Source organism: Insolitispirillum peregrinum, assembly GCF_900156605.1.
In the GTDB taxonomy this organism is placed as follows: Bacteria; Pseudomonadota; Alphaproteobacteria; order Rhodospirillales; family Rhodospirillaceae; genus Insolitispirillum; species Insolitispirillum peregrinum.
The window spans coordinates 677,592-700,213 of record NZ_FTOA01000003.1 but is presented as its reverse complement, the minus strand read 5'-3'; the positions used below and the strand labels follow the sequence as shown (position 1 = coordinate 700,213).

The 22,622-nt window shown below is 62.5% G+C and carries 18 protein-coding genes; 9 read left to right on the top strand and 9 right to left on the bottom strand.

All coding sequences use genetic code 11. The features are described 5' to 3' along the window. Positions 1–302: 302 nt before the first annotated feature. Positions 303–956 (bottom strand): glutathione S-transferase family protein, encoded by a 654-nt coding sequence (locus BW995_RS10930; RefSeq protein ID WP_084194756.1) that lies wholly within the window; start codon positions 954–956, stop codon positions 303–305. A 256-nt stretch (positions 957–1,212) separates the two neighbouring features. Between BW995_RS10930 and BW995_RS10925 the strand changes: the two genes are divergently transcribed. From BW995_RS10925 to BW995_RS10915, 3 genes are all read left to right on the top strand, one after another. Beyond that, positions 1,213–1,719, top strand: a complete 507-nt coding sequence (locus BW995_RS10925; protein WP_245821399.1) for a sigma-70 family RNA polymerase sigma factor — start codon at positions 1,213–1,215, stop codon at positions 1,717–1,719. A 12-nt stretch (positions 1,720–1,731) separates the two neighbouring features. Next, positions 1,732–2,739 carry a FecR family protein gene (locus BW995_RS10920; protein WP_076400369.1) on the top strand — a complete coding sequence of 336 codons (1,008 nt, stop codon included), beginning with the start codon at positions 1,732–1,734 and terminating at the stop codon, positions 2,737–2,739. Positions 2,740–2,896: 157 nt separating this feature from the next. After that, positions 2,897–5,371 carry a TonB-dependent receptor gene (locus BW995_RS10915; protein WP_245821397.1) on the top strand — a complete coding sequence of 825 codons (2,475 nt, stop codon included), beginning with the start codon at positions 2,897–2,899 and terminating at the stop codon, positions 5,369–5,371. 39 nt (positions 5,372–5,410) lie between these two features. Here BW995_RS10915 and BW995_RS10910 read toward each other — a convergent pair whose 3' ends face one another. Continuing rightward, positions 5,411–6,160 carry an SDR family oxidoreductase gene (locus tag BW995_RS10910; RefSeq protein WP_076400368.1) on the bottom strand — a complete coding sequence of 250 codons (750 nt, stop codon included), beginning with the start codon at positions 6,158–6,160 and terminating at the stop codon, positions 5,411–5,413. A gap of 275 nt (positions 6,161–6,435) precedes the next feature. Between BW995_RS10910 and ada the strand changes: the two genes are divergently transcribed. Further along, positions 6,436–7,494, top strand: coding sequence for a bifunctional DNA-binding transcriptional regulator/O6-methylguanine-DNA methyltransferase Ada (gene ada / locus BW995_RS10905; protein WP_076400367.1), 1,059 nt, complete (start codon positions 6,436–6,438; stop codon positions 7,492–7,494). A gap of 39 nt (positions 7,495–7,533) precedes the next feature. On the opposite strand, the gene mtnC is transcribed toward ada, so the two are convergent. The 4 genes from mtnC to BW995_RS10885 form a co-directional block, all read right to left on the bottom strand. Next, positions 7,534–8,250: an acireductone synthase gene (gene mtnC / locus BW995_RS10900; RefSeq protein WP_076400366.1), complete on the bottom strand. Its 717-nt coding sequence runs from the start codon at positions 8,248–8,250 to the stop codon at positions 7,534–7,536. Continuing rightward, positions 8,247–8,807, bottom strand: a complete 561-nt coding sequence (locus tag BW995_RS10895) for a 1,2-dihydroxy-3-keto-5-methylthiopentene dioxygenase (RefSeq protein WP_076400365.1) — start codon at positions 8,805–8,807, stop codon at positions 8,247–8,249. Before BW995_RS10895 ends, mtnC begins: the two co-directional genes overlap by 4 nt. Further along, positions 8,807–9,460, bottom strand: a complete 654-nt coding sequence (locus tag BW995_RS10890) for a methylthioribulose 1-phosphate dehydratase (protein ID WP_245821396.1) — start codon at positions 9,458–9,460, stop codon at positions 8,807–8,809. The genes BW995_RS10895 and BW995_RS10890 overlap by 1 nt, the downstream gene beginning before the upstream one ends. Before the next feature lie 215 nt (positions 9,461–9,675). Further along, the gene (locus BW995_RS10885; protein ID WP_217696067.1) at positions 9,676–10,791 is read right to left on the bottom strand and encodes an alkene reductase; all 1,116 of its coding nucleotides are present in this window, start codon (positions 10,789–10,791) and stop codon (positions 9,676–9,678) included. Between the two features lie 120 nt (positions 10,792–10,911). Between BW995_RS10885 and BW995_RS10880 the strand changes: the two genes are divergently transcribed. Together BW995_RS10880 and BW995_RS10875 are read left to right on the top strand one after the other, a co-directional pair. Then, positions 10,912–11,841, top strand: coding sequence for a LysR family transcriptional regulator (locus tag BW995_RS10880; protein ID WP_175617043.1), 930 nt, complete (start codon positions 10,912–10,914; stop codon positions 11,839–11,841). Further along, complete coding sequence (locus tag BW995_RS10875) at positions 11,838–12,461, top strand: DsbA family protein (RefSeq protein ID WP_076400364.1); 624 nt, start codon at positions 11,838–11,840, stop codon at positions 12,459–12,461. The genes BW995_RS10880 and BW995_RS10875 overlap by 4 nt, the downstream gene beginning before the upstream one ends. Positions 12,462–12,536: 75 nt before the next feature. Here the strand turns inward: BW995_RS10875 and hemN are convergent, their stop codons facing one another. Beyond that, positions 12,537–13,886 carry an oxygen-independent coproporphyrinogen III oxidase gene (hemN, locus tag BW995_RS10870; protein WP_076400363.1) on the bottom strand — a complete coding sequence of 450 codons (1,350 nt, stop codon included), beginning with the start codon at positions 13,884–13,886 and terminating at the stop codon, positions 12,537–12,539. A gap of 455 nt (positions 13,887–14,341) precedes the next feature. Between hemN and otnI the strand changes: the two genes are divergently transcribed. After that, positions 14,342–15,124, top strand: coding sequence for a 2-oxo-tetronate isomerase (otnI, locus tag BW995_RS10865; RefSeq protein WP_076400362.1), 783 nt, complete (start codon positions 14,342–14,344; stop codon positions 15,122–15,124). Further along, the gene (locus BW995_RS10860; RefSeq protein WP_139332858.1) at positions 15,109–15,732 is read left to right on the top strand and encodes a hypothetical protein; all 624 of its coding nucleotides are present in this window, start codon (positions 15,109–15,111) and stop codon (positions 15,730–15,732) included. The genes otnI and BW995_RS10860 overlap by 16 nt, the downstream gene beginning before the upstream one ends. A gap of 72 nt (positions 15,733–15,804) precedes the next feature. On the opposite strand, the gene BW995_RS10855 is transcribed toward BW995_RS10860, so the two are convergent. Continuing rightward, positions 15,805–17,913 carry a methyl-accepting chemotaxis protein gene (locus BW995_RS10855; RefSeq protein WP_175617042.1) on the bottom strand — a complete coding sequence of 703 codons (2,109 nt, stop codon included), beginning with the start codon at positions 17,911–17,913 and terminating at the stop codon, positions 15,805–15,807. Positions 17,914–18,554: 641 nt separating this feature from the next. Between BW995_RS10855 and BW995_RS10850 the strand changes: the two genes are divergently transcribed. Further along, positions 18,555–20,012, top strand: coding sequence for a catalase (locus BW995_RS10850; protein WP_076400359.1), 1,458 nt, complete (start codon positions 18,555–18,557; stop codon positions 20,010–20,012). A 474-nt stretch (positions 20,013–20,486) separates the two neighbouring features. Here BW995_RS10850 and parE read toward each other — a convergent pair whose 3' ends face one another. Continuing rightward, on the bottom strand, positions 20,487–22,469 hold the full coding sequence (gene parE, locus BW995_RS10845) for a DNA topoisomerase IV subunit B (protein ID WP_076400358.1): 1,983 nt from the start codon (positions 22,467–22,469) through the stop codon (positions 20,487–20,489). Between the last annotated feature and the right edge of the window lie 153 nt (positions 22,470–22,622).

Genomic DNA, 22,622 nt, shown 5'->3' with positions numbered 1-22,622 from the left:
CGGTCTCCTGCAAAGGCAGGAGAGACATCTTGCGCTGCATTGCAGCATTTTCAGGAAGATGGGAGAGGCGGGCGTCCCTGGGATTGTCGGGGGGATGACAGGACGCCCGCCCAGATGCCTGCCGGGGGCGGCCAGGCCGGGTGCGCAGCCAGGAGCATTTTCACACTGAGCGGAAATGCTTACGGCTGCGGTCTGCTGGCGGGGCCCTGCCTCTCCATCGGACAGGGCAACCGCAAAACCAAGGCCACCTTGCCAGCGCCCCCCAGCCCCTACAGTGATCCCTGTCACAGCACAGACCAATTTCATGGATATTTAGAACTATTCTCTGCGGCGGGCCGATAGCCTTCCTCCAGCAGCACCTGCCGCACCTTGGGGCGGGTCAGCATCAGGGCAAAATGATCACGACAAGCCGGAGGCATCGGCAAGTGCAGGCGGTCGGCCCAGAATTCCAGATAAAACAGCGCCGCATCGGCAACGCAGAACTGGCCGAACAGATAGCCTCCATCCGATCCCTGCAACCGCTTGCCCATCAGGGTCAGCCCCTGCGCCACGATTGCCTTGCCCTGCCCTTCGATCACCGGCAGGTCCTCGTCCCGAATCAGATAGCGTTCGGGCACAAACAGGCGGGTAAAGCCCTGTTGGTGGATGGTGCCGACACAGTGACTCAAAACCTCCAGCACTTCGGCCTGCCGGTCGGCTCCGTCGGGCAACAGCCGCCCGCGCGGATAGGCCAGCGCCAGCCACCAGGCAATGGCGATGAATTCACTCAGCACGCTGCCGTCTTCGCGCACCAGCACCGGAATGCTGCCTTTGGGGTTGAGGGCGAGAAAGGCCGGTTTGGTGTGGTCTCCGGCGGGCATGTTGACAATCTGGACCTGAAACAGCACATCCAGTTCTTCGAGCAGAATGTGAATCCCGGTCGAACACGAGCCAGGGGCCATATAAAACGTCATCATTGCGCAGAATCCTCCATTGGCGTTCGTCCCTGCCATGGACAAAGCAAGATCAGCGCCAGTTGGCGGAATGCTGCCTTTTCAGGGCGTTGGCTGCCGCCCCGGCTCCGCCCCCGTGTTGACTCTGCGACAGACTGTCGGCTGTGGTCGGCATTTTTGCTGCAACACCCCCTTGTCGAACAGGACATGGTCTGTTTAGATACCCGCTCGTTTGCGAATAATTATCACTTTCGTATCACTCCTGTCGGGTATTGCCAGCGTGACTACCAGTGGAACTGTCCTGACGGTCTACATGGCCCATCGCGGCGCCTTGCTAAGCTATGCCAGCAGCATTGTCGGTGACCGCTCGTCAGCCGAAGACGTGGTGCAGGAAGCCTATCTGCGCTTCAGTTCGGTGGCCGACGCCCGCCCCCTTGACGAGCCGGTCGGCTATCTGTACCGCATCGTGCGCAATCTGGCGCTCGACTGCCGCCGCCGCACCACCCGTGAGGAAAGCGTGGTCGAACATCCCGGAGATGCCCCGCTGCTGGCTGCCGCCGACAGCACACCCTCCCCCGAAGCCACCCTGCTGGCCCGCGATGACATCCAGCGCCTGATGGCGGCGATGGCCGAATTGCCGGAACGCACACGGCTGGCACTGGAAATGCGGCGCTTTGGCGATTACAAACTACGAGAGATTGCCGATCATCTGGGGGTGTCGGTGTCTTTGGTTCACGAGATAATCGCCGATGGTCTGGCCCATTGCCGCCGTCGGATGCAGGGGTAGGCGCAGGCCACGATGAGCGCAACGGAACAGGACACCCATCAGCAGGACGGCGACGCCCTTGGACACGAGGCGGCGCACTGGCTGCTGGCCCTTGAGGACGACCCCGACAACAGCGCCCTGCACGCGACCATTGCCGCCTGGCGGGCGCGCTCTGCCGCCCATGAACAGGCATGGCAGGAAACCTGCGCCACCTATGGCCTGATGGCCCACCTGCCTGCCACGACCGAGGCCCAATGGCCGCCGCGCAGCGCCACCATTCATGTGCTGCCAACCCGACAGGCATGGCGCGGGATGGGTTGGCGGGTCGCCGCCAGCGTTGCCGTACTGGCCTTTGGCAGCCTGACCTGGCAATCATGGCCAATGCTGACCGCCGATTACCTCAACAGCGGCCATCAGCCAAACGTCGTCACACTGGAAGACGGCAGCCGCCTGCATCTGGCCCCCGACAGCGCCGTGCAGGTTGACTATCAGCCCCATCAGCGAACGATCACCCTGCAACGGGGCGAAGCCTTCGTCGAGGTCACCCCCAATCCCCAACGCCCGTTAAGTGTTTCCAGCGGTCCGTTACAGGTCACCGCCATCGGAACGGCCTTTGCCGTGCGGGCGCAGGATTCGTTCAGTGCCGCTCAGGTCAGCGTGCGCAGCGGTACGGTGCAGATTTCCTGCCATGGACGGCAAGACGATGCCCTCCAGGCTTCGGCGGGGAGTCTGATTGATGCCGATTGCCAGCAATCTCCCCGCGCCTTCGCCACCCGGCAACAGCCACCCGAGCAGGTCGCCGCCTGGACCCACGGGCAACTGGTGGTCAATGACCGTCCGGTGCGCGAGGTCATCGCCCAACTGGAGCCCTATCTGCCCGGCACCCTGCTGGTCAACGCCGACTTTGCCCCGACCCAGCGGGTGACCGGCGTCTATACCCTTGATGCGCCGCAAGAGGCTTTGCAGGCGGTGGTCAGCGTCCACGGCGGCGAGGTCAAAGGCTTGGCACCGTGGCTGACGGTGATCGAAGACAAGAAATAATTCCGTAAAACCAATACATTGTAAAAAATTCACCCTGCCGGTGAATTTTTTTCCGAAAAGCCGCCTTCGGCTGACGTTGCTTCAACAAGAGGTGAAACTGCGTCGCATTCCGAAAAGAGCGCAGCCCTCTTCTGCACAGAAGCAACGGAGAAGACCTGTGACTCTTGGGGGACTGACCACTTCCACCGCCCGGCCAGCGCGCCCTGTTCGCGCCTCGACCCTGTTTGCCCGCTGCTCGGGATGGGCACTGATCACCAGCCTGCTGCTGGCCGCCCCGGCGGCGCTGGCCCAAACCGCCACCAGCGGCACCACCACCACCCGCGCCTTCAGCATTCCCGCCCAACCGCTGGCACAGGCGGTGATGCAGTTCGGCCAGCAGGCGGGCATGCAGATTTCCGCCGATGCCGCCTTGCTGACCGGCAAACGCTCCTCTGGCGTCTCGGGCAGCCTGTCGCCGGAACAGGCGTTGCTGCGCCTGCTGGACAGCACCGGCGTCGGCTATCGTCTGGTCAATGGCTCGACCGCCGTCCTCTATGCCTTGCCCGCTGATCAAAGCTCGCAAGCCCTGCAACTGGCGCCGGTGGTGGTCAGTGCCGCCGGAGCGCAAGGGATGGGCACCGTCGGTGAACCACCCGTCGCTTATGCCGGCAAGCAGGTGGCACGCGGTGGCCGCCTGGGCTCGCTGGGCAACAGCGACATGATGGACAACGCCTTTAGCGTCACCAGCTTTACCGAAGACCTGATGACCAACCAGCAGGCGGAAACCATCAGCGACGTGCTGGCCAATGATCCGGCGGTGCGCACCAGCTATGGCTATGGCAATTTCTCCGAGCAGTTCGTCATTCGCGGCTTTCCGCTGAACGCCGACGACATTTCCGTCGATGGCCTGTATGGCCTGTCCCCCCGCCAGATCGTCGGTACCGAGCTGTACGAACGAGTGGAAGTCCTGCGCGGTGCCAATGCCTTCCTCAACGGGGTGTCGCCCAGCGGCTCGGGGATCGGCGGCGGCGTCAATCTGGTACCAAAGCGGGCCGGGAATACTCCGCTGACCCGCCTGACCACCACCTATGGCATGGACAGCCGCGTCGGGGCCCATCTGGATGTCGGTCGTCGCTTTGGTGATCAGCAGGAATGGGGCGCGCGGGCCAATCTGGTGATGCGCGACGGCAATACCGCCATTGATGACGAACGGCGCTCGACCCAGATCATCGCACTGGGGCTGGACCGGCAGGGCGAAGATACCCGCGTCTCACTGGACCTCAACCGCCAGAACATCCGCATTGATCAGGGCCGCCCGGTGGTCTACCTGAACGGCTCGCAGGTTCCCAAGGCTCCCGATGCCAGCAGCAACTATGCGCAAGGCTGGACCTTTTCGGAGATGACCGATACCACCGCCCAGATGCGGATCGAACACGACCTGACCGACGCGCTGATGGCCTATGCCGCCTTTGGTGGTCGCATGATGCGCGAAGATGGTTCCTATTCGTCGCCGACCGTCAACAGCAACGGCGTCGGCACCATGCGCCGGATGGATGTCCCGCGTGAAGACACCACCCTGACCGGACAGGCCGGTCTGCGCGCCAAGGCCACCACCGGCGCGGTCGGGCACCAGATCGACCTCGGGGCGTCGTCGCTCGATACCACCAACCGCAATTCCTATGAAATGTCCGGCACGGTGGTCGCCAACCTCTATGCGCCGATTGACGTTGCCACCCCGCGCACCACACTGGTCGGTGGCGACCAGACCAATCTGCCCAAGGTCAGCCAGAGCCACATGCGCAGCCTGTTTGCCTCTGACACCCTGGCGTTTCTGGATGACCGCGTGCTGCTGACCGCCGGTCTGCGCCAGCAGATGATCCACGTCGAAGGCTATAGCCGCACCACCGGCGAGCGCACCTCGAACTACAGCGATGACGCGATGACTCCGGTGGTCGGGCTGGTGGTCAAGCCGACCGACCGCCTGTCGCTGTACGCCAACCGCATCGAAGGTCTGGCCCCCGGCCCGACCGCGCCGTCAACGGCAGCCAACTCCGGCGAGATGTTCGAGCCGTACAAGTCGGTGCAGTACGAAGTCGGTGCCAAGCTCGATTACGGCAGCATCGGCGGCTCGGTGGCGGTGTTCCAGACCACCCAGCCGACCGGCGTCACCGACCCGACCACCCGCGTCTATTCGGTTGATGGCGAGCAGCGCAACCGGGGCATCGAGCTGATGGCCTTTGGCGAGCCGCTTGAGGGAGTCCGCCTGCTGGGCGGTGTCACCCTGCTGCAAACCCGCCTCAGCGGGACGGCGGGCGGGATCAATGATGGCAATGATGCCGTCGGCGTGCCGAATTATCAGGCCAATCTGGGCGCCGAATGGGACCCGGAGTTCCTGCCCAACGTCACCCTGTTCGCCCGCGTCCTGCACACCGGCAGCCAGTATGTCGATGCCGCCAACACCCTGAAAGTCCCCGACTGGTCACGGCTGGATGTCGGCGGTCGCTATACCACCGAGATCAATTCCCTGCCGGTGGCCTTTCGCGCCAACATCGAAAACCTGACTGACGAGTCCTATTGGGCCTCGGCCAACGGCGGTTATCTGACGCTGGGCAATCCCTTGACCGCCAAGCTGTCGGTGGCGGTGGATTTTTAAGGCTATGGAGTACTGCCCCACACCTGTAGCTCCCCGTGCCTACTTCACCGCCGCATTGCCACCATCGGCAAACAGGGCTGCGCCAGTCACAAAGCTGGCCAGCGGACTGGCGAGGAACAGGGCGGCCGAGGCCAGTTCCTCGGGCCGGGCGATCCGCTTCATGGCGTGCAGCCCGGCGGCCCAGTCCTTTTGCGCCTGATCACCGGCCATTTCGGTATCGACGCCTCCCGGCAGCAGGGCGTTGGCGCGGATGCCCTGCGCGGCATAATCGGCGGTAATGCCCTTCACCAATCCAGCCAAACCGGCCTTGGCCGTGCCATAGGCGGCCATGCCGGGAAGGCCGACACTGGTACCGACAAAGCTGGAGGTGAACACCAGTGCCCCACCACCGCGCGCCAGCATCGCCGGAATCTGGCTGCGCGCTCCCAGCCAGGCGGCGGTCAGATTGACCGACAGGGTGTTCTGCCAGTCGTCCAGCGTGATCTCTGCCAGCGGTTTGACCGCCCCGACCACTCCGGCGTTGTTGATCGCCACATCCAGCCCCCCGAACTGCTCGACGGCCCCGGCAACAATCCGCTGATGAGTCGCCGGGTCGGTGACATCCCCGATCACCAGATGGACGCGGCCCCCGTGGCGGCGGATGTCGTCGGCCACCACCTCCAGCCGGTCCTGTCGGCGGGCATTCAGCACAACGGCGGCCCCCTGTTCGGCAAACATCCGCGCAATCGCCCGGCCAATGCCGGACGAAGCCCCTGTCACAACCGCAACCTTGTTTTCCAGTAGTCTCATGGTTCCAACGCCTTTCTGTTTCAGCCCGGAGCTGTGAGCCTTAAGTGTGGCTCAGGCTCACAGCTTCGGGTTTCTGCTTTGCCGCATTGTTGATGCGAAAACCGGTTCCCACTTTTCGCACAATGCTCTGATCACCTGCCCACAGCATCGGACAGCGCAACCGCCCCGCCACTCCGTTTCTTGCGCTCAAATCCTGTTATTTTGAGCGCAAGAAACGGGGTTCTTCCGGCTACAGTGGCTGTCAAACTGTGTCCTGATCAGCAGGGAGGACAACCATGGAGCACGACACAACCGCAGAAGACCAACGCCGTTGGGATGCGGTCCTGCGACGGGATGCTTCGGCAGAGGGGCAGTTTGTCTATGGCGTTACCTCGACCGGGGTCTATTGTCGGCCCGGCTGTCCGGCCCGGCACCCCAAGCGACAGAACGTGGTGTTCTTCCCCGACAGCCACAGCGCCGAGCAACAGGGCTTTCGCGCCTGCCTGCGCTGCCATCCCCGACAGGCGTCGCCGACAGACAAGACCCTTGCCGCCATCCAGCAGGCCTGCCGCCTGATCGAGCAGGCCGAACAGCCATTGACCCTGCACGCTCTGGCGCAGGCGGTCGGCATCAGCGCGTATCATTTTCAGCGGCATTTCAAGGCCGTCACCGGCCTGACCCCCAAAGCCTACGCCGAGGCCCATCGCTCGCGCACCGTTCGTGCCGCGTTAAACGATCCTGCAACGACGGTGACGCAGGCCCTCTATGAGGCCGGATATTCGTCGGGCAGCCGGTTCTATGAGCAGGCCAACGGAATTTTGGGCATGACGCCCACCGCCTACAAGAACGGTGGAGCCGACACCGAGATTCGTTTTGCGCTGGGGGAGTGCTCGCTGGGGGCCATTCTGGTGGCCTGTAGCGCGAAAGGCGTCTGCGCCATTCTGTTGGGTGATGATCCCGAACGGTTGCTGCGCGACTTGCAGGACCATTTCCCCCGTGCCCACCTGCTCGGCGGCGAGGCGGAGTTTGAGCAACTGGTGGCGCAGGTTGTCGGCTATATCGAAACCCCGGTGTTGGGGCTGGCCTTGCCGCTGGACATTCAAGGGACCGCGTTTCAACAGCGGGTCTGGCAGGCCCTGCGCGAGATTCCCGCCGGTCAGACGGTCAGCTACAGCGAGATTGCCAACCGCATTGGCGCTCCACGGGCGGTGCGGGCGGTCGGTACCGCCTGTGGAGCCAACCGGATTGCCGTTGCCATCCCCTGTCACCGGGTGGTCAGGACCGACGGCTCCCTGTCCGGCTATCGCTGGGGGATCGAACGCAAACGGGCGTTGCTGGAGCGGGAAAAAGGGTAGCCTGCGGCATGGCATTTCACCGTGCCGCAGGCTTGCTGTTTACGGCGTCGGCTGCATCGCTGCCGGAATGTCGGCAAAGCTGCTGACAACCGGCACTCCGACCGGAACCGCCAGCGGTGCGCCACCATCGCGCTGCACCGCCACCACCTGCACCCCGGCATGATGGGCGGCAGCGACTTCGGCGGGGTTGTCGGTCAGGAACAGCACTTCGTCGGGCTGATAGCCGGTGATGGCGCAAATGGTCTGATAGGATCCCGGATCGGTCTTCGCCCCGGTCAGGGTGTCGAAATGGTCCTGAAACAGGCCGCGCAGATCGCCTTCGACGGTGTGGCCAAAGAACAGGTGCTGCGCCTCGACCGAGCCGGAGGAATAAACATAGATCGGCACCCCGGCAGCGTCCCACGCCCGCAACGCCGCCAGCGCATCGGGGTAAATGTCGGCCTTCAGCGCCCCGCTCTCATAGCCATCGCGCCAGATCAGCCCTTGCAGGGCCTTCAGCGGCGGCACCTTGCGGTCGTCGTCGGCCCACTGGTTCAGCACCGCTGCCAGCGCATCCGGCCCACTGCTTGCGGGCAGTTCGGCGATCTGGCGCACCTCGGCGATCAGCCCCGATACCACCGGCTCGGCCTGATGGGCATGCAGGAAAGCCGCCATCCGCTGTTTGGCATAGGGAAACAGCACGTCACGCACAAAGGTGATCGAGCTGGTGGTGCCCTCGATATCGGTCAGCACCACATGCAGGGAGCCTGTCGTCATTCCGCCGCCGCCACATCACCAAGGTTAAAGCGCAGGGCGATGGCATCGCCGGTAAAATTCGCCACCCAGCCGTCGGGATTGGTGAACAGCCGCAAGGCGGTAAAGGTCGGGGTCGCCCCCATGTCGAACCAGTGCATCGCCCCGGCCGGAACGCTGATCAGATCCCCGGCGGTGACATCAACCTGCACCACCTCGTCGGCCAGATGCAGGTAGAACGTGCCGCCCCCGGCGATCATCAGACGGCATTCGTCTTCGGCGTGGATGTGCTCGGCGAGGAACCCGGCGCGGGCCTTGGTGATGTTGGGGGTGGCGGGCGTCACCTTCACCACGTCACAGGACTGATAGCCGAACTGGGCCTTCAGGCTGTCGATGGTGGTCGCCATCGCCTGCAACAGTTCGGGCGGGTCGATGCTGTCGGCATTGGCGGGCAGCGGGTGCTGTTCAAAACGCACGCCATAGCCTGCCAGTGCCGAGGCCATCCGTGCCCCGTCGGCGGTATCAAGGGTTGGCGTCGCCGCGCAGTCGGCGGACGCCGGATAGACGATCAGTCGGCTCATCAGCGCCGCTCCTCTTCCAGAACACAATCCATCAGGAATTCCAGCGCCACCAGATGGCGACGGGCCTCGGCCAGCGACTTGCCCCAGGTATAGAGGCCATGCCCGGCCAGCAGGAAGCCATGGGCCGCCGCCTGATAGCCGCCAGTTTCCGTAACATGCACAGCCAGAGCCGGAATATCCTGCGAGTTGGCATAGATCGGCAAATCCAGCGCGCCCTCGTGGGTGGTCACACCGGCGATGCCCTTTTGCAGCTCGTAGCCCTGAAAGGTCACCTTGCCCGCTGCCGCAAAACGGCGGGACAGCAGGGTCGCGGTGGGGGAATGGGTGTGCAGCACCGCGCCAACGGCAGGCAGGGCGCGATAGGCGGCCAGATGCAGGTCGGTTTCTGCCGAGGTGCCCGGCGTGGTCGGGTTGTCGAGGTCCACCAGCAGGATGTCGGCCGGGACCAGCTCACCCTTGTCAACGCCGGAGCGGGTGATGGCAATCGCCCCCGAGGCGGTGCGCATCGACAGGTTGCCAGCGGTGGCGGGCACCCAGCCGCGTTCCGACACCCACAGCCCGATCTCCACCAGCCCCTGCGCCGCCGTTTCGGCATCGGGCCAGGGCGAGGGAATGCTTGCGATCTTGCCGCTGTGCGAAGGGGACTGGCTCACCGTGTGCGTCTCCGGGAAAAGTCTGCTGTTTCATCAAATCAGGGCGCTTTTCAGCCCCCTGCACAATCCATCAGCCATAGGAATGGGTCAACAGCCACGGCAAGTCAACGTCTGCCCGGCTTTTGCCGCCCTGCACACACGAAAAAAAGCGGGAAGGGAGCGTGATCATCGCCCTTCCCGCTGAAAAGTGTCACGACAAGAGGTGTTACAGCATGTCAGGCGGCCTGCATCACCCGCGGATAATCGGTGTAACCGGCAGCACCGCCTCCAAAGTAAGTGGTACGGTCGGCGGCGGAATTCAATGCCACCCCGTCACGCAGACGCTCGGCGAGATCAGGGGTGCTGATGTAGGGACGGCCAAAGCCGACCATGTCCACCAGCCCACTGCCCAGCGCCGCCCGGGCGCTGTCGCCGTCATAGCCGCCGCAGACGATCACCGTCCCGCCATAGACCTTGCGCAGATCGGCCCGGAATGCCTCGGGGGCCAGACCGCGCGCGCCGACCATCGACTCTTCGTTCAGGTGGATGAAGCTCACCCCCACCTCGGCCAGCACCGTCGCCGCTGCCAAAAACGTTTCATGCGGGCTGTCATCGCTGATGCCGTTAACGTTCAGGAACGGCGACAGGCGAATTCCGACCCGCCCGGCCCCGATGGCATCGGCACAGGCCTGCGCCACTTCGGCAACAAAGCGGGTGCGGTTGCTCAGCGAACCACCATACCCATCGATGCGCTGGTTGGACCTCGAGCGCAGGAACTGGTCAATCAGATAGCCATTGGCCCCATGCAGCTCGACGCCATCAAAGCCCGCCGCCACCGCATTGCGCGCGGCTTGGGCATAATCGGCAATGGTCTGGCGGATTTCACCTTCATCCAGCGCCCGTGGCAGTGGAACGGCTTCCATTCGGGGGCCGTGCTGATCATTGATGAACACCATGCCGCCTTCGGCCAGCAGCGGCGACGGTGCCACCGGTTGCAGGCCATTGACCGCCGGATGGCTCATCCGCCCGACGTGCCACAACTGGGCAAAAATCCGCCCGCCCGCCTGATGCACCGCATCGGTCACCAGTCGCCAGCCAGCAATCTGTTCCGCCGTATGCAGGCCCGGCGTCCAGGCATAGCCCTGCCCTTGCGGCGAAATCTGCGTTCCTTCGCTGATGATCAGGCCACTGCCTGCCCGCTGGGCATAGTATTCAGCATTCAGCGCCGTCGGCACATTGCCCGGCTGCTGGCTGCGCGAGCGGGTCATCGGGGCCATCACCACCCGGTTTTTCAGCATCGTTTCCCCCAGCGCCAGCGGCTGGAACAACAGGTCATCAGAGGCGAAAGACATTCACGATCTCCTGAGGCAAACACGATTTACGGGGCATTCCCCTTGCCGACCATCATGCTCTGTCCATAGATGGTGGAGAATGCCGCCTTTCCTGAATTCACTCTTTTCCGAAACCGAACAATGGACCTGACCCTCAGCGATATCCGCCTGATCCGCAAGATTGCCGAGCGCGGACGGATGGCCGACGTGGCACGCGAGCTGAGGCTGTCTCCGGCCTCGGTCAGCGCCCGCCTGAAGGCCGCCGAGGACAGCCTCGGCGCGCCGCTGTTCCTGCGCACCACCCGTTCGCTCAGCCTGACCGAGGAAGGCCGCCGCTTTCTGGCCGCCAGTGACGGGCTGGTCAATGCGTGGGAGGGACTGGGCAAGGCGGTGCGCGGCCAGCAGGACGAGATGGCCGGGCCGATCCGCATCACCGCCTCCTATGACATCGGGGCCAGCCATATTGCCCCGGTCCTGCAAGCCTTTCAGGCCGACTTTCCCGGCGTGGTGCTGGACCTGCATCTGGATGATGCGGTGGTTGATGTGGTGGGTGGGGGATTTGATATCGCCATCCGCTCCGGGGCCTTGCCGGACAGCCGCCTGAAAGTCCGCCATCTGGCGCGGGGGCGGCGGCTGGTGGTGGCCTCGCCCGCCTATCTGGTCACCGCAGGCACCCCGCGCACCCCGTGGGATCTGGCGGAGCATCGCTGCATCGTGCGCCGGGCTGGCGGCGTGGTGGTTGATGACTGGTATTTTGAACAGGATGGCCGCACCGTCGCCGTCCGCGTTCCGTTATCGCTAATCACCAATGACGGTGCCCAGACCCGCCGCTGGGCACTGGCCGGGGCGGGCATCGCCCTGAAATCATGGCTGGACGTTGCCGAAGACCTGCAGGCAGGGCGTCTGGTCAGCCTGTTGCCGGACTGGATGCTGCCCGCCATGCCGCTGCATCTGGTGTCGCCGCCCCGCTCCCCCGAGCCTCGACGCGTTACCGTGCTGAAAGAGCGACTGATTGCGCACTTTCAAACGTTAAACAGCTTTTCCTACCCTGCCACCGGGATATCTCCATGACCTCTGACAAACTGACTGTCCTGTACCTGTTTGATCCGCTGTGCGGCTGGTGCTATGGCTCGCTGCCAAAACTGCACCGGCTGGCAGCCCAGCCGGTGGTGCAGATTTCCTTTCTGCCGACCGGCCTGTTCTGTGGCGAGGGCGCGCGCCCGATGACCCCGGCCTTTGCCCGCTTTGCCTGGCAGAACGACCTGCGCGTTCAGGTCGCAACCGGCCAGCCGTTCAGCGACGCCTATCAGAGCGGCGTGCTGGCCGACGGAACCACCCCGTTTGACTCCATGCCGCTGGTGCTGGCCCTGCTGGCCGTCCGCCAGACCACCCCCGCCGACGAGCTGAAGGCCCTGACCGCCCTGCAACAGGCCCGCTATGTCGCAGGCCGCGCCAACACCACCCTGCCCGCGGTCGAAGCGATCCTCGCCGGGCACGGCTTTGCCGCCGCCGTTGACCTGCTGCGCGATGACCTGCCCGGCCTGCTGAAACAGGCCCGGCGCAGCATCGAGGAAGGCGATGCGATGATGGACAGCCTGCGCGCCCGTGGCGTCCCCACCTTCGCCATTCTGGAGCGCGGCCAGCCCAAGCTGATCGACGTTGATACCTTGCTGGAGCGGCTGGAGCGGTGAGGAACGGCGCCTGAGGGATATGAAAAAGGCCCCGGACTGTCGGGGCCTTTTTTCTTGCCTCACACCGCCTGAGCCTCACACCGCCTGAGAATGGCGGCGTTCGCCCACCTTCAGGTACTGGTCAAAGCGGGCAGCAACAGCACGAACCAGTGCCCGGCCATCGTCGGTGATGGTCAGGCGGAAGCCATCCCGCACCACCACCCCGTCGGCTTCCAGATCGCTCAGGCTGTCCACTTCGGCGGCGAAATGGTCGTCGCTGCGGCCATGCTGGCGGGCGATGGCCGCCACATCGACCTCCAGATCGCACATCAGGCGCTCGATCACCTCGCGGCGCAGGCGGTCTTCGTCCGAGATGGCAATGCCGCGTTTGGTCGGCAGCTCACCGGCTTCGACCATCCGTTTCCAGGCGTGCAGTTCGCCTTCGTTGGCGACATAGCCCTGCGGCAGCGAGCCAATGCCCGAGGCCCCCATGCCGATCAGCACAGGCGCGTCGTCGGTGGTGTAGCCCTGAAAATTGCGGTGCATGCGCTTTTCGGCCAGCGCCAGCGCCAGTTCGTCATCGGGGGCGGCAAAGTGGTCCAGCCCGACCGAGACATAACCATGGGCCTGCAAGCGTTCCTGTGCCGCTTCGTACTGCCGCCAGCGTTCTTCCGGGCCGGGCAGAGCCGATTCCGGGATCAGGGTCTGGTGCTTGCGCATCCACGGCACATGAGCATAGCCAAACAGCGAAATCCGGCGCGGCGACAGGGTCAGCGTCTGGTCAATGGTCGCCAGCACACTGTCGGTCGTCTGGTACGGCAGGCCGTAGATCAGGTCCATGTTGACCTCGGAAATCCCGTGCGTGCGCAGCCAGCCGATCACCTCGGCCACTTGTTCATAGGGCTGGATGCGGTTGATCGCCTTTTGCACCACCGGATTGAAATCCTGCACCCCGACGCTGGCGCGGTTCACCCCGGCGGCGGCCATGGCGCGGACATAGGCTTCGTCAGCGGTGCGCGGGTCCAGCTCGACGGCGATCTCTGCCCCGTCCAGCACGCCGAAACGATCCTTCAGGCGGGCAATCAGGCGGCTGAAATCATCGGCGGACAGGATGGTCGGGCTGCCACCGCCGAAATGAATGTGCTTGGCCCCCATCCGCCCCGGCAGCCGCGAGGCCACCAGATCGATTTCCTTTTCCAGCACCGCCAGATAGTCGGCAATCGGCTCGTAGCGCTTGCTGATTTTGGTATGGCAGCCACAGAACCAGCACATCTCGTCGCAATAGGCGATATGAACGTACAGGGACAACGGTGTCGCCGTATCCAGCCCGCCCAGCCACTGGCCGTACACCCCGCCATCCACCGCCGCCGAGAAATGCGGCGCAGTCGGATAGCTGGTATAGCGCGGCAGGCGCAGATCGTACTTGTTGACCAGATCAAGTCTCATAACGGCGACATCCCTAGAGCATTGTGCGAAAAGTGGGGACCGGTTTTCGCAACAACAATGCGGCACTACAAAAGGTTAGACCGGTGTGCCTGCGTCAGGTTTAACGCACGCTGGTCCAACAACCAACCTTACCCCTTTTGCACCCCACTCCCACTGTATGGTGATGCGCTTTGGCGGCACAAACTACCCGCCTTGGGGACAGGATGCAATTCACATCCGCCGGACTTCCCCATCCGGGGAGCAGCCCCCATATCTTCCCCTGTACACGAAACACTTTCCTCCGCGACAGGCTCGGCATAGGGTAGCGTCTGAGTCGCCCGATTCCAAATCGTTACGTGCCGCATCGTTGATGTGAAAACCGGTATCCACTTTTCGCCCGATGCTAAACCTTTAAATGTCGCATCGTTGATGCGAAAACCGGTATCCACTTTTCGCCCGATGCTTATGGAGGTCCCATGCCCCGTTTTGCCGCCAACCTGTCCTTGCTGTTCACCGAAGTTCCGTTCCTTGACCGCTTCGCAGCAGCGGCAGCCTGTGGCTTCAAGGGCTGTGAAATCCAGTTCCCCTATCTGGCCGACGCCAACGACGTCGGCGACAAGGCGGCGATGGCCGGGCTGAAGGTCGCGATGTTCAACGCCCCGCCGGGTGACTGGGCCAAGGGCGAGCGTGGTCTGGCCGCCGTTCCGGGCCGTCAGGACGAATTCCGCGAAAGCCTCGACCTCGCCATTCACTACGCCGACTTCCTCGACTGCGACCAGATTCACATCATGGCCGGCGTGGTGCCGGAAGAGCAGTGGGAAGAGGCCTTTGACGTCTATCTGGAAAACCTCGCCTATGCCTGCGACGAGCTGGCGGGCGAAAAGCTGAAAGTCTGCATCGAGCCGATCAACCCCGGCGACATGCCCGGTTATTTCCTGACCCGCCCCGATGACGCCCTGACCGTGCTGGACCAGCTGGAACGCAAGAACCTGTTCATCCTGTACGACCTGTATCACGCCCAGATCACCCAGGGCGGGATCACCGACTTCCTCGAAGGCAACCTCGACCGCATCGCCCACATTCAGGTGGCAGGCGTCCCCGGTCGTAACGAGCCGGATGCGCTGTCGGAACTGAACTACCCCTATATTTACAATCTGCTCGATGCTTCGGGCTACAAGGGCTGGGTTGGTTGCGAGTACAAGCCGCGCGGCAAGACGGAAACCGGCCTGAAATGGGCGCGGGAGTGGCTGGAGAAATAATGATGCGGGTGGTGTTTTTCGGCGCGGGTCTGGCCGTCATGGCCGGGGTTCTCGCCCTGTCCCCGACAGCCCGCGCCGATATGGCGGCGCAGGCCGCCCCCCTGATTGCCGGAAATGCCCTGCTGGCTGCACCGGTCAAGGCGTTCGGCGTGGCCCGTCTGACCGAGGGTCTGAACGGCACCCAGATCTATTTCTCCGAAGCCTTGCCCAGCGGCCCGAAAGAAGGACAACTGCTGCTGATTGCCAGTGATGGCTCCAGCAGCCATTATCCGGTGGTGATCGGGGCCCGCCAAAAGACCACCCCGGCAGATGCCCCACTGATCAACGGCAAACCGGGTATTGCCTATCGCCTGATCCCGCAGCCAGCGCTGCAGGCCATTCCGCCGCAAACCTGGACCGACAAGGTGGCCCTGATCCACGTTGCCACCCAACCGGCAGGCGGTACCGGGGCCTCGACCGGTTCGGCACCTGCCGACCAGACGACCCCGTCCTATACCATCTGCCGCCGCCAGAGCGACAAGACCGAGGTCCATGTCGAGGACAGCCCGCCGTGGGTGGCGGTCCTGCCCGCAGTCAGCAGCGACAAGGCGCTGAAGACCTGCCCGTAAACGAACACAACAACAACGCCGCCGTGAGGTGATCCCCACGGCGGCGTTGTTGTTGTTGATAGCCGGTGAACCTCAGCCAGCGCGGATCTGGGCCAGGAAGGTGCTCATTTCACTGCTCAGGCGGTGGGCTTCGGACTGCACCTGCTCGGCGGCACTCAGCACCTGCAACGAAGCCCCGCCGGTCTGTTCCACCGCATCGCTGACCGCCAGAATGTTTTCCGACACATCCTGCGTCCCCTGAGCAGCCTGATGGACGTTGTGGGTGATTTCCTTGGTCGCCGCCCCCTGCTGTTCAACCGCCGAGGCAATGGTGCTGGAAATGGCATCAATGCGGGCAATGGTGGCGCTGATACCATTGATGGCCTGCACCGCCCCTTGCGTTGCACCCTGCACCGCACTGATCTGGGTGGCGATTTCCTCGGTGGCGCGGGCAGTCTGGTTGGCCAGCGCCTTGACTTCGTTGGCCACCACGGCAAAACCTTTGCCAGCCTCCCCGGCACGGGCGGCTTCGATGGTGGCGTTCAGGGCCAGCAGGTTGGTCTGGTTGGCAACGTCGGAAATCAGCGCCACCACTTCGCCAATCCGCTGGGCGCTGTCGGCCAGACCACGCACCATCGCATCGGTGCGCTCGGTTTCTTCCACCGCCGCATGGACGATCGACGACGATTCCTTCACCTGACGGCCAATTTCATGAATCGACGCCGCCAGTTCTTCGGCTGCCGCCGCCACCGTCTGCACGTTGGCCGAGGCTTCTTCCGACGCCGAGGCCACCCGTTCGGCCCGGCGCTGGGCTGAGGCAGCACTGTCGGTCATCTGCTGGGCCAGCGTCTGCATCACCTGCGACGACTGGCTGACCATTTCGACGATGTGACCGACATTGGTCTGGAAATCGTCGGCCATGCCATCCATCAGGGAGCGGCGCTCCTGCTCGGCCTTGGCCGCCATTACGCGCTGCTGTTCTTCCAGGCGGCGGTTGGCTTCAGCATGTTCCTTGAACACTTCCAGTGCCTGCGCCATCTGCCCCAGTTCGTCGCCACGATCCCGGGCGGGCACATCCACATCCAGACGGCCATCAGCCAGTTCCTGCATCGCCCCGGCCATCGCCAGCACCGGACGGGACAGGCTGCGCCCGATCAGCACCGCGAACAGCGCCCCCAGCAGCAGGCCAATACCACCAGCGGCCATGATCACATGCTCGCTGAACTTCATCTGGTGTTCCATCGAGGCTTCGATTTCACCGCGCTCGGTGTCGGAAATGGCAGTCAGCTTGTCAAACGACTCAGCCAGATGGCTGACCTGCTTCATCATCGAGTCATCGGCCAGCGTCCGCAGTTCCTGCAGCAGACCAGCCGAGCGGTCAAAGGCACGGCCATAGCTCTTGTAGGCAGCCTGCACCTTTTCCAGCAGTTCACGCGCCTTGGTGGCGTTTTCCTGATCACCCATCCGCTCCAGCGACGTTCCGACCAGCTTCAGCGGCCATTCCAGTTCCTTCAGCTGCTTGCGGGTCTGTTCGGCCAGTTCGGGCTTGTAGCGGCCCAGATACATGTACGACGACAGCCGGGCCTGCAGGGCGGACTCGCGGGCGTTGCGGGCATAGGTCACGCCATAGGCGTTGCCCATGCTGCCCAGTTCACTCGACAACTGGCTGAGCAGCCACACCAGATTGTCGCCTTCGGTCGACAGGGTTTTGTCGGAAACGGTTTCAAACTGCATGCGCAGAATGGTCATCGACGAGAAATCACCCGCATAATTCTTCATCGCGCCGGACAGCTCTTTCAACAGCGGATAGGCTTCCGAGGTTTCCGGCACGGCTTTCAGGCCGTTGTCGATGGCAGTGATCAGGCCCATGCTTTTGTCGGCAATGGCCTGCGCCTTTTCCTGCGAACCGTCAAGGCTGTAGCGGTTGACCAGCGAGTCCATCGCCAGGAATTCCTGCTTCAGCTTGCCGACCGACAACGAGGCATCGGACTGGTCCCGGAACTGCTGCACCGACGACCGCACAACCTGCGAGCTGTAAATGGCACCGCCCGAAATGGCAGCCAGCAGCACCAGCACGGCGGCAAACCCCAGCGTAATACGCTGACCGATCGACAGGCTTAGTCCCTTGGCAGGAGAAGAGACAGGCGTAACCCGCGTCTGAGGAGCGCTCTCATAAGTTTCCATTGAAATCGTGTCACTCATCAGAACTCTCCGCCTTGCTCGATCTTTATGCAACAGCCGCGACTGACCGCTCATTCAGCATTAGACCGGATTCCACCCCCTATATTCAAAAATAAAAAAGTGTAACCCCCCATAAATTGACAGTTTCGGGAACATTTGCCCTGCATTTTATGCAAAGAACAACATATTCACCTTAAATATTTCAGGATAAGTAGGGTTTCCGCGCGAAGGCTTTCTGAAGCACCCCCTAATGATTTCAATATTTCTTCTTTAAAAACAAATAGTTACAATACAACCATCCTTTCGCAACAGCGTGCTGACAAAACCAGTCATTGTGCAATGCCACAAGTTTTTCCAGCAGCAGGTCAGAACACCCGCCTCCTTACCGGGCGATGCTTTTGTCTGAACAAGCCCGATAAATGCACATAGGTATAATGGTCCCCCTGCCAAAAAGGCCATCCACCCTTGCCGTTTGTCATAAAATTATCCTGTCCCAAGGGATTGCAAAGAGCAGCCAGACTGAAAATATCTGCCAAAGCGCCATCAACAAAACAATACCAATCGGATAAACAGATCAATAAGACAAATAAAGTCAGTTGGACCGATTAAAAATCCAGGCGTCTAATGGGTTTCATCACCGCCAAACGGGAGGCACCAGGACGATGGACGACTCAAAGAAACTGACCACAGCGGCAGGCTGTCCGGTCGCACACAACCAGAATGTGATGACAGCCGGCCCCCGGGGTCCGATGCTGCTGCAAGATGTCTGGTTTCTGGAAAAGCTGGCCCATTTTGACCGCGAAGTTATCCCCGAACGGCGGATGCACGCCAAGGGATCGGGGGCCTATGGCACCTTTACCGTCACCCACGACATCACCCGCTATACTCGCGCCAAACTTTTCTCCGAAGTCGGCAAGACAACCGAGCTGTTTGCCCGCTTTACCACCGTTGCCGGTGAGCGCGGTGCTGCCGACGCCGAACGCGACATTCGCGGGTTCGCGCTGAAGTTTTATACCGAGGAAGGCAACTGGGACATGGTCGGCAACAATACGCCGGTGTTCTTTTTGCGCGACCCGCTGAAATTTCCTGACCTCAACCACGCGGTCAAACGCGACCCGCGCACCAACCTGCGCAGCGCAAAAAACAACTGGGACTTCTGGACCTCGCTGCCCGAAGCCCTGCATCAGGTGACCATCGTGATGAGCGACCGGGGCATTCCGGCCACCTATCGCCACATGCACGGATTCGGCAGCCATACTTTCAGCTTTCTCAACGCCGCCAACGAACGGTTCTGGGTCAAATTCCACTTCAAGTCCCAGCAGGGCATCAAAAACCTGAGCGATGCCGAAGCCGAAGCGGTGATTGGCAAGGATCGCGAAAGCCACCAGCGCGACCTGTACGACAGCATCGAAAAGGGCGACTTCCCGCGCTGGACGCTGCACATCCAGATCATGCCCGAGGCCGAAGCGTCAAAGGTTCCCTACAACCCCTTTGATCTGACCAAAATCTGGCCGCACAAGGATTACCCGCTGATCGAGGTCGGCGTGCTGGAACTGAACCGCAACCCGGCGAATTTCTTTGCCGAGGTCGAGCAGGCGGCGTTCAACCCGGCCAACATCGTTCCCGGCATCGGGTTCTCGCCGGACAAGATGCTGCAAGGGCGGTTGTTTTCCTATGGCGATGCCCAGCGCTATCGTCTGGGGGTCAACCTGCACCAGATTCCGGTCAATGCTCCCCGCTGCCCGGTCCACAGCTATCACCGCGACGGTACGATGCGGATCGACGGCAATTATGGCAGCACGCTGGGCTATGAACCGAATGATCAGGGCCAATGGGCCGAACAGCCGGACTTCTCGGAGCCGCCGCTCACTATCGAAGGAGCCGCCGACCACTGGAACCACCGCGAGGATGACGATTACTTCTCGCAGCCCGGCGACCTGTTCCGCCTGATGACGCCCGAACAGCAGCAAACCCTGTTCGACAATACTGCCCGCTCGATTGGCGAGGTTCCGCGTCACATCCAGCTGCGCCACATCCGCCACTGCCTGCAGGCCGATCCGGCCTATGGCAAGGGAATTGCCGATGCCCTGGGCATTCCGCTGAGCGAGGTGGAGGGGTAAGGACCATGGTCGGGGGGGAGGCAGGCTAGAGCAAATCCCGAGCAGATGGACACATCTGCGACGACGTATTTGCTTGGATAACAAGTCATTAGAGCATTTATCGTGATCCTTGGAGACCGAGAAATGCTCTAACGCCTGCGTTTGGGGGCGCGTGCCCCCAAGTCCCCCCTCTTTTTTTTTATTTTTTAGAGCATTGTGCGAAAAGTAGGAACCGGTTTTCGCAAAAACAATGCGGCACGACAAAAGGTTGGACCAGCGTGCCTGCGTCAGATCACAGGACACGACACAAAACAAAAAGATCATGGAGCGCCGCTCCAAACCTCGCCGGGGCCTTTAGGCCCCGGACCCCATTGATTTGATATTTAAAGAAAAAATAGGGGCTTGGGGGCATCGCACCCAAACGGGTATGGGCGGTAGCCCATTCTTCTGCACGGACTGTCGTGTACTGTCGCGTCAGATTTAACGCACGCAGGTCTAAATATCCAGATCGCCCGCGAACTGGGCGTTTTGCTGGATGAACTGGAAGCGCAATTCCGGCTTGCGGCCCATCAACTGCTCGACCAGCGAGGCGGTTGCCAGCGCGATTTCGCGGTCTTCTTCGGTCTTTTTGCCCGGCAACACCACCCGCAACAGGGTGCGGCTGGCCGGGTTCATGGTGGTTTCCTTCAACTGCGACGGCGGCATTTCGCCCAGACCCTTGAAGCGGCTGATATCGACCTTTTTGCCCTTGAACTCTTTCTTCAGCAGCGCGTCCTTGTGGGCATCGTCGCGGGCATAGATGCTTTTGGTGCCGGTTGACAGGCGATAAAGCGGCGGCATGGCCAGATACAGGTGACCGTCTTCGATCAGGCGCGGCATTTCACGGTAAAAGAAAGTCATCAGCAGGCTGGCAATGTGGGCGCCGTCAACGTCGGCGTCGGTCATGATGATGACCTTTTCATAACGCAGCTTGTCGGCTTCGTAATGGTCGCGGATGCCGCAGCCCAGCGCCTCGACCAGATCGGTCAGTTCCTGATTGGCGCGCAGCTTGTCCAGCGAGGCCGAGGCGACGTTGAGGATTTTGCCGCGCAGGGGCAGCACCGCCTGAATTTCGCGGTTGCGGGCCTGTTTGGCCGAGCCACCAGCGGAATCACCCTCGACCAGAAACAGTTCAGTGCCGGTGGCAATCGAGCGCGAGCAGTCGGCCAGCTTGCCCGGCAGACGCAGACGCTTGGTGGCGGTCTTGCGCGACATCTCCTTGCTCTGCTTTTTGCGCAGACGCTCGTCCATCCGCTCCAGCGCATGGGTCAGCAACTGGTTCGCCACGTCCGGCGCGGCGGTCAGCCAGTGGTCGAAATGGTCGCGCAGGGCTTGCTCGACCAGCCGGGTTGCTTCGGCCGAGGCCAGCCGTTCCTTGGTCTGGCCCTGAAACTGCGGCTCGCGGATGAACAGCGACAGCATCACACAGGCGCCGCCCATCACGTCTTCGGCGGTCAGGTCGCCACCCTTTTTGACCTTCGCCAGATCGGCAAACGACCGCAACCCTTTGGTCAGGGCATTGCGCAGACCGTTTTCGTGCGTGCCGCCCTCGGGGGTGGGGATGGTGTTGACGTAGGAGGAAAAGAACGCCTCCTGATCCTCGGGCCAGCACACCGCCCATTCCACCGATCCCATGTCATCGGCCAGCGTCCCCTGACCGGCATAAATGCCGGTGACGGTCGGGCGGCCTTTGAGGGCGCTTTCCAGAAAGTCCTGCACGCCGTTGGGGAAGTGCAATTCCTCTTTGGCCGGAACGGCGTCGCTGTCACTCAGCAACAGCGGGTCACAGGACCAGCGAATCCGCACGCCCCGGAACAGGTAGGCCTTCGAGCGCGCCATGCGGTACAGGGTGGCAGGCTTGAAGCGGGCGCGCGGGCCGAAAATCTCCGGGTCGGCCTTGAAGCGGACGGTGGTCCCGCGCCGGTTGGGCACCGGACCGACCAGTTCCAACGCCGTCTGCGGCAGGCCACGGGAATAGCGTTGCCGCCACAGTTGCTTGTCGCGGGCGACCTCGATAACGGTTTCTTCCGACAGGGCGTTAACCACGCTGATCCCCACCCCGTGCAGACCGCCCGAGACCTTATAGGCATCGCCACCGAACTTGCCGCCCGAGTGCAGGGTGGTCAAAATGACCTCCAGCGCCGACTTGCCGGGGTATTTCGGGTGCGGATCAACCGGAATGCCGCGCCCGTTGTCGCGTACGGTGACCGCGCCATCGGCAGCCAGTTCCAGATCAATGAACGACGCATGCCCGGCGACGGCCTCGTCCATCGCGTTGTCGAGCACTTCGGCCACCAGATGGTGCAGGGCCTTGTCATCGGTCCCGCCGATGTACATCCCCGGCCGCTTGCGGACAGGCTCCAGACCTTCGAGAACCTCGATATCCTTGGCGGTGTAGTCGGTGTTCTTGGGAGACAGGTTTTGGAACAGGTCAGACATGGCACCCTACGGACTTGTACGTGGCGGTAAAGAAAAGCAACGAACCGGGAACAGAAACGCAGTTAGGACTACACCAAAGCAGCCGCAAAAGGAAAGCAGAACCCGCTGGGTCTGCCCGCCGCCCCCGATTACGGGGTTTGCAGTTGCTGGCCG

Excerpts from the sequence above, each read along its gene's own strand:
- BW995_RS10880 (WP_175617043.1), top strand. The coding sequence starts at position 10,912 with ATGGACCTGACCCTCAGCGATATCCGCCTGATCCGCAAGATTGCCGAG.
- BW995_RS10910 (WP_076400368.1), bottom strand. The coding sequence starts at position 6,160 with ATGAGACTACTGGAAAACAAGGTTGCGGTTGTGACAGGGGCTTCGTCC.
- BW995_RS10885 (WP_217696067.1), bottom strand. The coding sequence starts at position 10,791 with ATGTCTTTCGCCTCTGATGACCTGTTGTTCCAGCCGCTGGCGCTGGGG.
- hemN (WP_076400363.1), bottom strand. The coding sequence starts at position 13,886 with ATGAGACTTGATCTGGTCAACAAGTACGATCTGCGCCTGCCGCGCTAT.
- parE (WP_076400358.1), bottom strand. The coding sequence starts at position 22,469 with ATGTCTGACCTGTTCCAAAACCTGTCTCCCAAGAACACCGACTACACC.
- BW995_RS10920 (WP_076400369.1), top strand. The coding sequence starts at position 1,732 with ATGAGCGCAACGGAACAGGACACCCATCAGCAGGACGGCGACGCCCTT.
- BW995_RS10875 (WP_076400364.1), top strand. The coding sequence starts at position 11,838 with ATGACCTCTGACAAACTGACTGTCCTGTACCTGTTTGATCCGCTGTGC.
- otnI (WP_076400362.1), top strand. The coding sequence starts at position 14,342 with ATGCCCCGTTTTGCCGCCAACCTGTCCTTGCTGTTCACCGAAGTTCCG.
- BW995_RS10930 (WP_084194756.1), bottom strand. The coding sequence starts at position 956 with ATGATGACGTTTTATATGGCCCCTGGCTCGTGTTCGACCGGGATTCAC.
- BW995_RS10850 (WP_076400359.1), top strand. The coding sequence starts at position 18,555 with ATGGACGACTCAAAGAAACTGACCACAGCGGCAGGCTGTCCGGTCGCA.
- BW995_RS10895 (WP_076400365.1), bottom strand. The coding sequence starts at position 8,807 with ATGAGCCGACTGATCGTCTATCCGGCGTCCGCCGACTGCGCGGCGACG.
- ada (WP_076400367.1), top strand. The coding sequence starts at position 6,436 with ATGGAGCACGACACAACCGCAGAAGACCAACGCCGTTGGGATGCGGTC.
- BW995_RS10855 (WP_175617042.1), bottom strand. The coding sequence starts at position 17,913 with ATGAGTGACACGATTTCAATGGAAACTTATGAGAGCGCTCCTCAGACG.
- mtnC (WP_076400366.1), bottom strand. The coding sequence starts at position 8,250 with ATGACGACAGGCTCCCTGCATGTGGTGCTGACCGATATCGAGGGCACC.